Source organism: Natronomonas sp., from assembly GCF_046483325.1.
In the GTDB taxonomy this organism is placed as follows: domain Archaea; phylum Halobacteriota; class Halobacteria; order Halobacteriales; family Haloarculaceae; genus Natronomonas.
Window position 1 is genome coordinate 1 of the sequence record NZ_JAWODL010000046.1, and the last position, 12,640, is coordinate 12,640.

At 63.5% G+C, this 12,640-nt stretch carries 15 protein-coding genes; 8 read left to right on the top strand and 7 right to left on the bottom strand.

What is annotated here, in order from left to right; all coding sequences use genetic code 11:
* Together R6U53_RS13810 and R6U53_RS13815 are read left to right on the top strand one after the other, a co-directional pair.
* Nucleotides 1-470: DUF1684 domain-containing protein (locus R6U53_RS13810; RefSeq protein WP_410322955.1), on the top strand; the 470-nt coding region annotated here is incomplete at its 5' end.
* A 3-nt stretch (nt 471-473) separates the two neighbouring features.
* Complete coding sequence (locus tag R6U53_RS13815) at nt 474-971, top strand: dihydrofolate reductase (protein ID WP_410322956.1); 498 nt, start codon at nt 474-476, stop codon at nt 969-971.
* 33 nt (nt 972-1,004) lie between these two features.
* Here the strand turns inward: R6U53_RS13815 and R6U53_RS13820 are convergent, their stop codons facing one another.
* Nucleotides 1,005-2,204 carry an iron-containing alcohol dehydrogenase family protein gene (locus tag R6U53_RS13820; protein WP_410322957.1) on the bottom strand — a complete coding sequence of 400 codons (1,200 nt, stop codon included), beginning with the start codon at nt 2,202-2,204 and terminating at the stop codon, nt 1,005-1,007.
* Between the two features lie 63 nt (nt 2,205-2,267).
* Nucleotides 2,268-3,398 (bottom strand): zinc-binding dehydrogenase, encoded by a 1,131-nt coding sequence (locus R6U53_RS13825; protein ID WP_410322958.1) that lies wholly within the window; start codon nt 3,396-3,398, stop codon nt 2,268-2,270.
* Between the two features lie 149 nt (nt 3,399-3,547).
* On the opposite strand from R6U53_RS13825, the gene R6U53_RS13830 reads away from it, so the two are divergent.
* Together R6U53_RS13830 and R6U53_RS13835 are read left to right on the top strand one after the other, a co-directional pair.
* Complete coding sequence (locus R6U53_RS13830; RefSeq protein ID WP_410322959.1) at nt 3,548-4,063, top strand: cupin domain-containing protein; 516 nt, start codon at nt 3,548-3,550, stop codon at nt 4,061-4,063.
* 76 nt (nt 4,064-4,139) lie between these two features.
* Nucleotides 4,140-4,823 (top strand): class I SAM-dependent methyltransferase, encoded by a 684-nt coding sequence (locus tag R6U53_RS13835; RefSeq protein ID WP_410322960.1) that lies wholly within the window; start codon nt 4,140-4,142, stop codon nt 4,821-4,823.
* Between the two features lie 53 nt (nt 4,824-4,876).
* On the opposite strand, the gene R6U53_RS13840 is transcribed toward R6U53_RS13835, so the two are convergent.
* On the bottom strand, nt 4,877-5,359 hold the full coding sequence (locus R6U53_RS13840; RefSeq protein WP_410322961.1) for a deoxyuridine 5'-triphosphate nucleotidohydrolase: 483 nt from the start codon (nt 5,357-5,359) through the stop codon (nt 4,877-4,879).
* 118 nt (nt 5,360-5,477) lie between these two features.
* Between R6U53_RS13840 and R6U53_RS13845 the strand changes: the two genes are divergently transcribed.
* Together R6U53_RS13845 and R6U53_RS13850 are read left to right on the top strand one after the other, a co-directional pair.
* On the top strand, nt 5,478-5,792 hold the full coding sequence (locus tag R6U53_RS13845) for a DUF5783 family protein (RefSeq protein WP_410322962.1): 315 nt from the start codon (nt 5,478-5,480) through the stop codon (nt 5,790-5,792).
* Nucleotides 5,793-5,906: 114 nt separating this feature from the next.
* Nucleotides 5,907-6,206: a DUF4242 domain-containing protein gene (locus R6U53_RS13850; protein WP_410322963.1), complete on the top strand. Its 300-nt coding sequence runs from the start codon at nt 5,907-5,909 to the stop codon at nt 6,204-6,206.
* Nucleotides 6,207-6,215: 9 nt separating this feature from the next.
* Here the strand turns inward: R6U53_RS13850 and R6U53_RS13855 are convergent, their stop codons facing one another.
* The 3 genes from R6U53_RS13855 to R6U53_RS13865 are packed head-to-tail and all read right to left on the bottom strand — an operon-like array spanning nt 6,216 to nt 10,121.
* Nucleotides 6,216-7,292: an ABC transporter ATP-binding protein gene (locus R6U53_RS13855; protein ID WP_410322964.1), complete on the bottom strand. Its 1,077-nt coding sequence runs from the start codon at nt 7,290-7,292 to the stop codon at nt 6,216-6,218.
* Nucleotides 7,293-7,326: 34 nt separating this feature from the next.
* Complete coding sequence (locus R6U53_RS13860) at nt 7,327-9,000, bottom strand: ABC transporter permease (RefSeq protein WP_410322995.1); 1,674 nt, start codon at nt 8,998-9,000, stop codon at nt 7,327-7,329.
* The gene (locus R6U53_RS13865; RefSeq protein WP_410322965.1) at nt 9,000-10,121 is read right to left on the bottom strand and encodes a thiamine ABC transporter substrate binding subunit; all 1,122 of its coding nucleotides are present in this window, start codon (nt 10,119-10,121) and stop codon (nt 9,000-9,002) included. The genes R6U53_RS13860 and R6U53_RS13865 overlap by 1 nt, the downstream gene beginning before the upstream one ends.
* Before the next feature lie 111 nt (nt 10,122-10,232).
* Between R6U53_RS13865 and R6U53_RS13870 the strand changes: the two genes are divergently transcribed.
* A complete protein-coding gene (locus R6U53_RS13870; RefSeq protein ID WP_410322966.1) occupies nt 10,233-11,228 on the top strand; it encodes an AI-2E family transporter in 996 nt (331 codons plus the stop codon).
* On the opposite strand, the gene htpX is transcribed toward R6U53_RS13870, so the two are convergent.
* Nucleotides 11,225-12,091, bottom strand: a complete 867-nt coding sequence (gene htpX / locus R6U53_RS13875; protein WP_410322967.1) for a zinc metalloprotease HtpX — start codon at nt 12,089-12,091, stop codon at nt 11,225-11,227. The two genes, R6U53_RS13870 and htpX, sit on opposite strands and share 4 nt — an antisense overlap.
* 103 nt (nt 12,092-12,194) lie before the next feature.
* Between htpX and R6U53_RS13880 the strand changes: the two genes are divergently transcribed.
* Nucleotides 12,195-12,638 carry a DUF5518 domain-containing protein gene (locus tag R6U53_RS13880; RefSeq protein ID WP_410322968.1) on the top strand — a complete coding sequence of 148 codons (444 nt, stop codon included), beginning with the start codon at nt 12,195-12,197 and terminating at the stop codon, nt 12,636-12,638.
* Nucleotides 12,639-12,640 lie beyond the last annotated feature (2 nt).

The following is a 12,640-nucleotide window of genomic DNA, read 5'->3' on the forward strand; positions in this document are numbered from 1 at the left end:
CGGACGGACGGCGGGAGTTCGACGGCCTCGAGTACTTCGATCCCGACCCGGCCTATCGCGTCGAGGCGACCGTCGAACTCGACGAGAGCGACGAGACGATCGCGATGGCGACGAGCACTGACGGCGAACAGCTGTACGAACGCGTTGTACGGTTGCACTTCGAAGTGCCCGACCAGCACGGCGACCGCACCGAACAGACGCTCGTGGGCTATCGTCGCGTCGATCAGGGCGAGGGCTCGCTGTTCGTCCCGTTCCGGGATAAGACGACTGGCCAACAGACGTACCCCGGCGGCCGGTACATCGAGCTGCACTACGACGGAAAACCGGAGGACGGCATCACGTTCACGCTCGATTTCAACCTCGCGTACAGCCCGTTTTGCGCGTACAGCGCGGCGTATGAGTGTCCGCTCCCGCCGCAGGAAAACTGGCTGGAGATAGCGATTCCGGCCGGCGAGCGATACGAGGCGTAACCAATGGAACTCGTCTCCGTCGCCGCGGTCGCCGAGAACGGCGTTATCGGCCTCGACGGCGAACTCCCTTGGGACTCGATCCCCGCCGATAAAAAGCAGTACCGCACCCGGGTCGCCGACTCGCCGGTCATTCTCGGTCGTCGGACCTTCGAGTCGATGCGCGACGACCTCCCCGGCCGAGTTCAGATCGTCTTGAGTCGCACGGCACGTGAGTACGGCGTCGAGACGGCCCACCACGCCGGCAACGTCGAGGAAGCGATCGAGGTCGCGGCGGAACTCGCGGCGTCGCTCGGTTCCGAGACGGCGTACGTACTGGGTGGCGGCGGGATCTACGCGTTGTCCCAACCGCATCTCGATCGGATGCTCTTGAGCCGCGTTCCGGGTGCGTACGACGGCGACGCGTACTACCCCGAGTTCGACGCCGACGAATGGCTACTGGAGCGCCAAACCGAGTACGAGGGGTTCACGCTGGAGGCGTGGCGACGGGTGTCACTGTCGTAGGAGAAACGGATCCCCGGCGCTCCGTCCCGAGCGTCACCACGCCCGTTCAAGGATCGCCTCGATGTCGTCGACGGTGGGGTCGAACTCCGCGGGCCCGATGTTCATGAAGGCGTCCTCGTGGGCGAGCACGGCCGCGTTCCGTAGGCCGTCGGCCGACGTACCATCCAGATCGCGAAGCCGGGACGGGAGGCCGAGACCGTCCCGGATCTCGGTGACTGCATCGATCACCGCCGGGCCTGGGTCCCGTTCATCGGCGTCGACGACGAGGCCCTCCGCGAGCACCTCGCGTCGACCATCGACCTGCTCGAAGAGCAACTCGAGAACGTGAGGCACCATGACGGCGTGGGCGCTCCCCTGTTGAACGCCGAACTGGTTTCGAAGCCCGTGACCGAAAGCGTGGACAACGTTGCACTTGTACCGTTCGGGTGTGGAGACGCCGTACTGTGCGAGTATCATCCCGGCGACTGCCCGATCCACGATCTCGGGCTCCTCGGCCGTCGGCAGCTCCGGGAGGGACGATCTGAGATACTTCAGCGACCGGACGGCGGCCGCATCCGTGATCGGGTTTGCGAACGCCGAATACACCATCTCGAGCGCCTTATCGAAGCCGTTGAACGCCGATCCGGCGAGGACGCTCATCGGCGTCGTCTCGAACAGCGCCGAATCGTAGAACAGTTCGGTCGGCATGAGTCCGTTCCCGACCGGGATCGTTTCGGCCCTCCCGCCGTCGGCCGTCGGATACGTGACCGCGGCGGCGACCGAGAGATCCGCGCCGGCGAACGTCGTCGGCACGGCGTACATGGGAATGAGTTCGTCGTCCTCGGGTACCGACGGCGTTCCGTTCGCGTCGATCTCCTCGCGAAGCGCGTCGAGCGGGCGGAAATCCCCGTCGAGAAGTCGCATGAACCGCGCGACGTCGAGGCTACTGCCCGAGCCGACCGCGACGATGGCGTCGGCGTCGACCTCGCGTAACCGATCGACGCCCTCGTAGACAGTCTCCATCCGTTTTTGTGGCGTCGTCTCGTCGAAGACCTCGACCTCGGTCCCATCGAGCCCCGATTCGAGCGGCTCGATGAGCTCTCGGTTCGCGCCGACGTTTCGCCCGCACACGACGAGCGAGCGTTCACAGCCACGCTCCGATAGGCGATCTCCGATACTCGAGATACACCCGCGGCCGAAGTGAATCGTTCCTGGGCGGTAGCCGTGAGTGAATTCGGGCACGTCGAGTGTCATCACCACACACCCACTCCGCCCGGTACTAAAAGCCTTGATCCGAGTCGTGCCCCCGGCGGAAGCTCACGGAACGATCAACTGCCGTATCTGCCCGCCGCCCTCGAGGGCGTCCATCGCCTCGTTGATCTCGGTTATCGGGCGCGTACCGGTGACGAGCTCGTCGAGCGAGAGTTTGCCGTCGACGACGAGCTCCGCGAGTCGCGGGATCGCGAGCGGCAGATTGTACGACCCCGACAGCGAACCTCTGATCGCCTTTTCGCCGAACAACATCCCGTAGACGTCGAGATCGACGCTCTCTTTTCCGAACGGCGGAACGCCGACGACGATGACTTCCCCGCGTGATCCGACCGCATCGAGCGCCTGCGTGATGACGGCGCTTTGGCCGGTCATCTCGAAGGCGTAGTCGACGCCGTCCGGGCACACCTCGCGTATCCGTTCGACCGGATCCGTCCCGCCGGCGTCGACGGCGTGTGTCGCACCCAGTTCGCGGGCCAACTCGAGCTTTTCGGGGACCACGTCGACGGCGATGACGGGATCCGCATCGCAGATGTCGGCCGCCTGCACCCCGTTGAGCCCGACGCCGCCGACGCCGAAGATCGCGACCGACGATCCGAGTTCGACCGCGGCGGTGTTCTCTACCGCACCGAACCCGGTGAACACGCCGCAGCCGAGCAGACACGCTCTGTCCATCGGCAGTTCCTCCGGTACCGGGATCGCCACGTCCTCGCTCACCAGCGTGTACTCGGAGAACGAGGAGACGCCGAGACAGTGATGCACCGGGTCGCCGTCGCGGCTGAACGGAACTGTTCCCGTCCGGAGTCGCCCGCTCTCGTTGGCCGGAACGCGTCTCGCACAGAGGTTCGAGTGGCCGGCGCGACACTGCTCGCAGCGCCCGCAGGCGATCCGGCCCAACACGACGTGATCGCCGACCTCGAGGTCGTGCACGCGATCGCCGACGGCTGTCACCACGCCGGCCCCCTCGTGGCCCAAGACGAGCGGATACGCGCAATCGAAGTGCCCGAGCGCGAACCCGACGTCGGTGTGACAGAGGCTCGTGGCACCGATCTCGACGAGCACCTCCTCGCCCGTGGGATCGGCCACTTCGACGGTCTCGACAGAGACGGGTCTGCGACCGGTGAAATCGTGGTCGTCGATCGGCTCCTCGAGGACGGCGGCTCTCGATTCGATCGGCATACGAGTTTTGCTATCAATGAGCATATAAACTATCGCTATCAGGCAGAGTGGTCTTCTTTGTGGTACTCTTTCGGACCCCCCCGGGTAGTGCCTCTGGGCAACTTCCCGTACCCGAACGTACTTCTCTGTGTTCACTGTACCCAATCATCATGAAAAAGGTCGCAGTCGAGGACGTCGAACCGGTACCGCACCTGATGGGCATCAACTCCGATCGGCGGCCGATCTCCCGGGTCGTCGACGACATGGGCTTCGCGATGGTCGTCTTCGAACTCGAACCGGGTGAAACGTTCTCGGGAGCGCCACACAAACACTTCAACCAAGAGGAGCTGTTCTACGTGCTCGAGGGCACGGCGACGTTCGAATGTACGACGGGGCCAGGCGCCGAAAGCGATCCCGTCGAGATCGGTCCCAACGAACTGATCCACTTCCACGCGGACGACGTCTACCAGACCGGCGGCAATCGGAGCGACGACGTCGTCAGGGGTATCGCGATCGGCTCCCCGGGCGCTCGCCACGAGTGGGAGCAGACGGAAGCGCTCCTCGAGTGCGACCGGTGCGGGCGCGAGACACGACACAGCCTCGTCCCGATCGAGGGCGTCGACGACGTCCGTATGCCCGATCTGGATGAGATGGTCGTCACCTGCAAGGCGTGCGGTAGCGAGTGATCACGTTCGGCCGTTCGATCGCCCCATCCTGCGTCGATGCTGTACCGTTTTATGACTCCGGATGCTCCGCTCTATCATGAGTGTCGCAACGGAGTTCGACGCGTGGGCCGCCGAGGGGCGGGATCGGGGGATGGAACAGCGTCACTGGCACACGGCGAAGCACGCCCTCGCCAGAATGCCCGTCGAGGAGGGAGAGACGGTCCTCGATCTCGGCACCGGGTCCGGATACGCGCTGCGGGCGCTTCGCGAAGCCGCAAACGCCGGTCCGTCCTACGGTTTCGACGGCGCGCCGGAGATGCTTCGAAACGCCCGAGATTACACCGACGACGGTGGGATCGGATTCCTTCGTGGCGACTTCGAGTCCCTCCCGTTGGCTACCGACTCCGTCGATCACGTCTTCTCGATGGAGGCGTTCTACTACGCCCAGAACCCGATCCAGACGCTCCGTGAGATCCGTCGGGTGCTCCGTCCGGGCGGGACGTTCTACTGTGCGGTGAACTACTACGAGGAGAACGTCCACTCACACGTCTGGCAGGAGAACATCTCGATCGAGATGACCCGTTGGTCCGCCCCGGAGTATCGCGACGCGTTCCGCGAGGCCGGACTGTTCGTCGCAGGTCAGGACAACATCCCCGACACGGAGACTGAGATTCCCGAGGAGCCGGCGTTCCCCACGGAGGAGTGGGAAAGCCGTGAGGCGATGATCGAGCGGTATCGCGAGTTCGGGACGCTCCTGACGGTCGGCGTCGCGCCTGCGTAAGCGACGATTCGGACCTCGGAGCTTTATACGAAATTCAAAGGTTTATTAAGACCTCAGAGGTTTTCGCCCTGATAACTCCCGTCGTAGATTCCCTCGTGGCCGGCTTCGGCGAGAACGATCTGTGCAATTCGGGCGCCCACCTCGAGTTCGATCTCGTGGTGGACTTCCAGCAGTCCCTCGCCTTTCCCCTCGTAACCGGCGTCCCAGACGGCCGTGTTGAGCATGCAGCAGTTCCGCATCAGCGAGGACCGCGGATAGATGAATCCGATATGGCCCTCCGGAATCGAGACCGTCTCGCCGTAGCGGACGATGTATCCTCCCCGCGAGAGGTGATAGACGCCATCTTTGTCGTCTTCACCCTCCATCTTCGGCCTCAGCTCTTCTCGTCCTCCCACCGTTTTGTCGTCGCGGCCGATCCGCCCCGAATCGACTTGTTGGAACACCGCATCCAGGGTCAGATCGATCCCGTTCGGTTGGCGCTGGGCGTCGGTCGTCGGTTCGATGTGGTCTGCGACGAAACGGCCGCTTCGGAACATACGCATCGGTCACCCGGAGAGATCAAAGCGATTGCGTTCGTCTCGGCTACTTGATCCGTTTTCGTCGCCGACCGCCCGGTCCGACCGCTTTTTGAGGGTCGGATTCCAACCGCCATCCATGGACGCCGAAACTTTCGACGAAAAGAAGTACGTCGATTTCTTCCCGCAGCTTCAGCAGGCGTACAAGAACGTCTTCAACCGGCTGAACGAGGAGTATGACTCGACGCTCATTCACGGGATCGATCAGCACGTGCTCAACGAGTCCGAACCGTTCTACGACGACGAGTCCGAGTCGTTCTCCCTTGAGGTGCCCGACGATCCCTACGGACGACTCGACGGTTCGGGAGTCGTCGTCGAGAAAGAACGCTTCGATACCGTCCTCGAGGCCTACGTCGAGGAACTCGAATCCGAACTCGAACGGACGTTCGGATAGCCCTTCCTCCCGGATCGGCGCGCGATCCGACGATAGAATCTCGGAGCATGGACCGACGTCTACATGGTAACCCTTTTTATATCCAATCGACGAAAAGTGCCACCGAAGCAAACCATGTCCGATGAAGACCTCGACGATTTTCTGATCCTTCGCGAACTGGACGAACCGATCACCCGTAAAGAGCTCAAAGGTGCCGCCGAGAACTCCGGAGAGGCGCTCAAATCGCTCCGCGCCGAAGACGTCGGCATCTGGTGGGTCGAATCCGAGGTGCTGACGAACGACGACGGTGAGGTCACCGGAACGTTCTGTCATTACCAGGCTGAGGACGAGGACACGATCTACGAACACGCCGAGCGCGCCGGGCTGCCGGCCACGCGGGTCGATCGGCGCGGCCAACCGCTCGACGGCGAATAGCACGTCTCGTCACCGATTCGGTCGGTTTGGCGTTTCGTCACCACTGTCCCCAATTGTCCACGCGTCCGCAGGATCGAACCCGACGGTCAGTCTCTCCCCTGTGGGTGGTTCGCGAAGCGAGACGACGAGTTCACGGTTCCGCCACGATACCCGATTCCGGACCGTTTCGCCCAGGAACTCGCTGTCGAGGACGCGACCGGTGATACGGTTTCGGTCCACATTCGTTCCGAAGGCGCTCGGTCGGACGCAGAACGTCACGTGCCCGTCGATCGGCGTCTCGGTCACCAGTTCGAACTCGTAGTCGTCCGCACGGACGGTCGTTCGCCCCCGGCTCCCGGACTCCTCCGATCTGAGCACCTCGCCGTCGAACACGTTGTTTTCGCCGAGGAAATCCGCGACGAATCGGCTTTCAGGCCGTCGATATAGGCGCTCGGGTTCGCCCACTTGCTCGACGGCTCCGTCGGAGAGCACCGCGAGCCGATCCGAAATCGCGAGCGCTTCCGCCTGGTCGTGGGTGACGTAGATCGTCGTCACGCCGAGGTCGTTTTGAATCGTTTTCAACTCCCGTCGCAGTCGCTCCCTGAGACGGGCGTCGAGGGCGCTCATCGGCTCGTCGAGCAACAGGAGATCGGGACCGGGAGCGAGCGCGCGTGCGAGCGCAACGCGCTGTTGTTGTCCTCCGGACAGCTCGGTCGGATCGCGGTCGTCGAACCCGGAGAGCCCGACCAGTTCGAGCAGGTCGGTGATGCGCTCGTCCGTCGAGACGCCACCCGGAGGATTCTCGAATTTCAGGCCGTACGCGACGTTTTCGGCCACGTTCATGTGCGGAAACAGCGCGTAGCTCTGGAAGACGAGGCCGACCGAGCGGGCCTCTGGCGGGAGGTTCGAGACCGACTCGCCATCGAACCTGATCGTCCCATCGGTCGGTTCCTCGAACCCAGCGAGCAATCGGAGCGTCGTCGTCTTGCCGCAGCCCGAGGGCCCGACGAGCGTAAAAAACTCACCGTCCTCCACGGTGATCGACGCCGAGTCGAGTGCGGTCGTCTCGCCGTAGCGTTTCGAGACGCCGTCCAGTTCGACTCTCACTGTCGACTCCCCCGTTCGTGGCTCATCGCCATTATCACTCGAAGCCTCCGTACGCGCCGACGCGTTCGATCACAACGAAACTGACGCTCGTGACGATCAAAAGCACCGATCCCATCGCCGTCGCCGGCCCGAGCGTTCTATCGGCGAGGTAGCGCTCGACGGCGACGGGCATCGTGTAGGCGTTGCCACCTTCGACCAACACGATCGTCGAATTGAACTCGCCGATGCTGATCGCGAAGGCGAAGGCGGCACCCGCGGCGACCGCGGGCATCACGATCGGGAGTTCGATGTCGACGAGTGCGCGGGTTCTCGATGCGCCGAGCGCCCGTGCGGATTCGACGAGCCGATCGTCCATCGACGCGAGTGCGGGTGCGACGGTCCGGACGACGAACGGGTACGCGCCGACGGCGTGGGCGGCGACTATCGCCACCGCGCCGGTCACCTGTACTCGATAGCCGAACACGTCGACGCCGAAGACGACCGTCTGCAACAGACCGAGGCCGACGACGATCCCCGAGACGGCGAATGGGACCATCGCGAGGGTCCCGACGGCTCGCGCGATGAGCGTGTCCCTCTCGGTCAGCATCGAGATCACGACGCCCATCGGGACCGCGAGCGCAAGTGTCCCGACGGCGAACACGAGCGAGTTCCTGATGGCGATATCCGGCCGGGTTCCGACGACTGCCTCCCGTCGGGCGAAGAGTAGTTCGTAGTGTTCGAGCGTGATACCGCCGTTTACGCTCGTGACGCTGGCGAGCAGCATCGAGAGGACCGGGCCGAAAAACACGACCCCGATGACGGCCGCGTACGCACCGATCGCGAATCGTTCGAGATCGAAGCGGGCGAACAGCCGCTTTCGAGCGCGCAACGCGACGTTCCGCGTCGCCGCCTGTCCCGTCTCATAGCGGAGATACGCGTACGTCAGGCCGAGTGTGATCGTGGCCTCGAGGACGGCGAGCGCGGCGGCTTCACCGAGTCGAAGGCTCGTGATTCGGTCGTAGAGCCACACTTCGACGGTCGCGAGTTGGAGGCCGCCGAGGGCCAACACGATCGGGAACGACATGAACGTGAAGATGAATATCAACAGCGCACTCGTCAACACCGCCGGAAGGAGCTGCGGTACGACCACGTCGAGAAAGGCGCGCCGCGGCGACGCTCCGAGGCTCCGTGCGGTCTCGACGGTTCGCGAATCGACGGTCTCCCAGGCGGCCGCGACGACGCGGACGACGAGCGGCGCGTTATAAAAGGCGTGGGCGAGAACGATGATCCGGAGCGTAAACAGTAACTCGACGGGGGCCAGCCCGAACGCCACGAGCGCGCGGTTCAGCGGTCCCTCGGTGCCGAACATCGCGGCGAATCCGACGGCGACCATGATCGAGGGGAGCACGAACGGAACAAGCGTCAACGAACGGATCGTCCGTCGCCCGGGGAACTCATAGCGCGACAGCACGTATGCGCCCGGAAGCCCGAGCGCGAGACTCGCGATCGTCGACAGCAGCGCTTGGTAGGCGGTAAATCGGAATAGACCCCAGTAGAAGGGGTCCGCGACGATCGAAAGGATCGGTTCAAGCGTCGGGCGTCCGTCGACGAGAATGGCTCCGGCGAGTACGCTCGCGACCGGATAATACAGCATGACGACGAGGAGTATCGCCGTCACGACCCCGGCGAGGAGTCCGGGCAGATCGGAGAGCCGAAGCCGACGACGCATCACCCGACGATCTGTCGGGCCCACGCTTCAATCCAGCCGTCGAGGTTGCCCGCGAGTTCGTCGTAGCCGAAGGTGACCGGTTCCGGGGGGACGTGTGCGACCGCGTCGAACTCCTCGTCGAGTTCGGCGTCCTCGACCGCGGGGAACTGGACGTTCTTTTCGGCGATGACGCCTTGAACGTCGGGGCGGAGCATGAATTCCATCAGGTCGCGTGCGGCATCGGGATTCGGCGCGTCGGCGAAGCGGGCCATTCCCTCCGGTTGGGCGTAGCCCTGATCGTTCAAAAAGCCGATCTGGTGTCGTGGAACGTCGCCGTTGTAGACTTGATCCGTCGAGTAGGAAACGACCATATCTGCCTCCTCGTTGAGGTACGCGTTGTACGCGTCGTCCCACGACCCGAGCACGCGCACGTCGTTGTCCTCCAAGTCGGCCCAGTAGTCGAGATATTCGTCCGGGCCGAACTCGTGGATCGTCCACAACAAGAACGCGACGCCCGGATCGGACTGTTGGGCGTTCTGGACGATGAGTTCGCCCGCGTTGTCGGGATCCGTGAGATCTTCGAACGTCTCGGGGGTGACCTCGCGTTCGTCGTAGACGAGACTGATGTAGCCGGTGTCGTAGGGGATGGCCCGTCCGTCCGGATCGAAGCGGAGTTCGTCGCGGACGCGATCGGTGCCGGAGATATCGCCGTCCAGCGGGTCGAAAAGCGACGAATCGAGCTGTTCGTCGATCCGTATCAGTTCGTCGACGTTCAGCCCGACGTACAGATCGACGTCGATGTCCGCCCCACGTTGTGCCCGCTGGATATACTGGTTGATACCCGAACTCGGCGTCAGAAACTCTATACCCGCGTCGTATTCGGCTTCGAACTCCTCTTTGAGCCACGGCCCGACGGGGTCGTTTCCGTCGACGAATGAGTCGTACGTGGCGATCGTGACGGTCGTGTCCTCTGTTGGGGTCGGTGTACCGTCGTCGGTGTCGGTACCGTTCTCTCCGTTGTCGTCCTCTCCGTTGCCGTTTCCACCGGTCCCGTTGTCGTCCCCGCCGTTGCCGTTCCCGAGACAGCCCGACAGCGCAACGAGACCCCCTCCGGTGGCCGACACGAAGGTTCGCCGTTTCATTACCCTGTGGTTATACTGGGTGGTATGTAAGCGTCCCGGTCGACGGAGCGGTCCCGGTGTGGACGGTGAAATCCCGGAAACGGTTTTGTCCCCACGGGGGGATCCGGGCGTATGGCCTCGCTTCGCCGCCGTCGCCACATCATCGCTGGACTCCTCGTGGCGGTCGGGCTGTTGGCGACTGCGATCCTGTGGAACGTCGTCGAGGTCGTCTTCTTCGCGATCACGGTCGCGTACGTCCTCTACCCGCTCCGGCAACGACTAGTCGCTCGGGGGGTCCCTCACCGCATCGCGAGCGCTACACTCACGATGGCGGCCTTCTTCGCCGTCGTCGTCCTCTTGATTCCGATCGGACTCACGCTGTTCGAGCGCCGCAGTGCCATCATCGACCTGCTCAACAACCTTCCCGACGACCTTCCGGTCGAATTCTTCGGCTTCGTCGTCGAGGTCGACATCGCGGACCTCACGAACTCCGCAAACGACGTCCTCCGAACTCTCGCGATCTCGCTGGCAGCCGACGCTATCTTCATCACGCTGCAGTTCGCCATGTTCGTGCTCATCCTCTACGGACTCCTCCTGCGCCCGCAGGCGGTCGGTCGAGCCGCCTACGAGATCACGCCGCCGGCGTACCACGACGTGCTCCACGCGCTCCACGAGCGCGTCGCCGGAACCCTCTTCGCGTTGTACGTCATCCAGGCCGCGACGGCCGCGATCACGTTCCCGATCGCGGTGGTCGTCTTCTACGCGCTCGGCTACCCCGACATCTTCGTCCTTGCAGTGATCTCGTCGATCCTCCAGTTCTTCCCGATCGTCGGGCCTGGGGTGCTCGCGATCGGGCTCGCGGGGTACGACGTGCTGTTGGGAATGCCGGGTCGGGCGATCGGTATCGTGATTCTCGGTCCGCTCTTGATCGGACTGCTTCCGGACGTCATCATCCGCCCCCGGATGGCCTCACGCAGCGCGAAACTCCCCGCCAGTCTCTACTTCGTCGGCTTCGTCGGTGGCGTGCTTACCGTGGGTGTCATCGGGATCATCGCCGGTCCCCTCGTCGTCGCTGTCCTCGTCGAACTCGTGAGCCTACTCAGTAACCACAGCAGGGAATCTGCCTAGCGCTCGATCTCACGTTCGAGTTCGCGAAGCTTCTCGATCCGCGATTCCGTCGGCGGGTGCGTCGACGCGATCCGTCCGATGAATCCACGGGTGATCGGGATGATGAAGAAGGCGTTCATCTCGGCTTGCTGGCGGAGGTCCTCGTCGGGGACCTGATTCATCCGACCGGAAATCTTCATTAGCGCTGTCGCGAGCGCCGATGGGTTGCCCGTGATCATCGCCGCACCGCGGTCGGCGCTGTACTCACGATACCGGCTGAGCGCGCGGATGAGCAGAAACGAGATCACCCACACGAGCAGCGAGACGAGGATCGCGACGGCCATCGGGGCCTGGTTTCGGTTCCGGCCGCCGATGAGCCATCCCCACCGGACGATGAGAAACGCGATCGTCGAGAGGAACGACGCGATCGTCATCACCGCCACGTCGCGGTTTTTGATGTGAGCCAGTTCGTGAGCCAACACCCCCTCCAGTTCGTCGTCGTCGAGCGTCGAGAGAATTCCCGTCGTCACACAGACCGCCGCGTTCGAGGGCGACCGGCCGGTCGCGAAGGCGTTCGGCGTCCGGTTCTCGGCGACCGCGACCGTCGGCTTCGGGAGGTCCGCCTGTTGGACGAGTCGCGAGATCTGCGCGTGAAGCTTGGGGTACTCCTCTTCGGTGACGGTCCGTGCACCCATCGACCGGAGCGCGAGTTTGTCGCTGAAGAAAAACTGGACGAGTGAGAATGCCCCGAGCATGATCGCTGCGAACAGGAGGCTGTCGAAATACAGCGTCAGTATCCCGATAAAAATCAGATAGAGGGCGAAGAGGAGAAACATGGTAAACGCCATGCGAAACCGCAACCCCCAATCCGTTTGCCATTGCATACGGTGTCGTTTGGCCCGACCGGATAAAAACTATCGCAGTGACCTCCCCGTTGACGACCGGTTTTCCCCCGGGACTTTTGTACACGGCTGAGTATCCCTCCTCATGGTATCCGAGCCCTCCCCCGCGACGGATCCCGAGCGTCCGGACTCCGATCCGACGGGTTCAGCCCAGACTGAAACGCCCGCTCCTCCCACCGAACGTACCGCTACGGAGTTCCCGACCGTTATCAGCGCTCTCATCGGTGGCGTCGTCGGCATCGTACTCGCCTTCATCCCGTTCTCGACGGTGCTCGGTGGCGGCGTCTCCGGGTACCTCGAAGGTGGCCAGCCCAAGGCGGGACTCAAGGTCGGTGCGATCGCCGGGGCGATCATGCTCGTCCCGTTCCTACTCATTTTGATCTTTGCGCTCTTTTTACTCGGCTTCGCGGGCGTTCCGAGAGCGGTCGGGCTCGTCGGTATCCTCGTGTTGCTGTTCGTCGGCGCGTACACGGTCGGGTTGGGCGCACTCGGCGGGTATCTCGGCGTCTACGTAAAAAACGAACTGTGATC

Coding starts and splice junctions, on each gene's coding strand:
- R6U53_RS13820 (WP_410322957.1), bottom strand. CDS start 2,204: ATGACACTCGACGTGCCCGAATTCACTCACGGCTACCGCCCAGGAACG.
- R6U53_RS13840 (WP_410322961.1), bottom strand. CDS start 5,359: ATGTTCCGAAGCGGCCGTTTCGTCGCAGACCACATCGAACCGACGACC.
- R6U53_RS13870 (WP_410322966.1), top strand. CDS start 10,233: ATGGCCTCGCTTCGCCGCCGTCGCCACATCATCGCTGGACTCCTCGTG.
- R6U53_RS13880 (WP_410322968.1), top strand. CDS start 12,195: ATGGTATCCGAGCCCTCCCCCGCGACGGATCCCGAGCGTCCGGACTCC.
- htpX (WP_410322967.1), bottom strand. CDS start 12,091: ATGCAATGGCAAACGGATTGGGGGTTGCGGTTTCGCATGGCGTTTACC.
- R6U53_RS13825 (WP_410322958.1), bottom strand. CDS start 3,398: ATGCCGATCGAATCGAGAGCCGCCGTCCTCGAGGAGCCGATCGACGAC.
- R6U53_RS13850 (WP_410322963.1), top strand. CDS start 5,907: ATGTCCGATGAAGACCTCGACGATTTTCTGATCCTTCGCGAACTGGAC.
- R6U53_RS13815 (WP_410322956.1), top strand. CDS start 474: ATGGAACTCGTCTCCGTCGCCGCGGTCGCCGAGAACGGCGTTATCGGC.
- R6U53_RS13860 (WP_410322995.1), bottom strand. CDS start 9,000: ATGCGTCGTCGGCTTCGGCTCTCCGATCTGCCCGGACTCCTCGCCGGG.
- R6U53_RS13865 (WP_410322965.1), bottom strand. CDS start 10,121: ATGAAACGGCGAACCTTCGTGTCGGCCACCGGAGGGGGTCTCGTTGCG.
- R6U53_RS13835 (WP_410322960.1), top strand. CDS start 4,140: ATGAGTGTCGCAACGGAGTTCGACGCGTGGGCCGCCGAGGGGCGGGAT.
- R6U53_RS13830 (WP_410322959.1), top strand. CDS start 3,548: ATGAAAAAGGTCGCAGTCGAGGACGTCGAACCGGTACCGCACCTGATG.
- R6U53_RS13845 (WP_410322962.1), top strand. CDS start 5,478: ATGGACGCCGAAACTTTCGACGAAAAGAAGTACGTCGATTTCTTCCCG.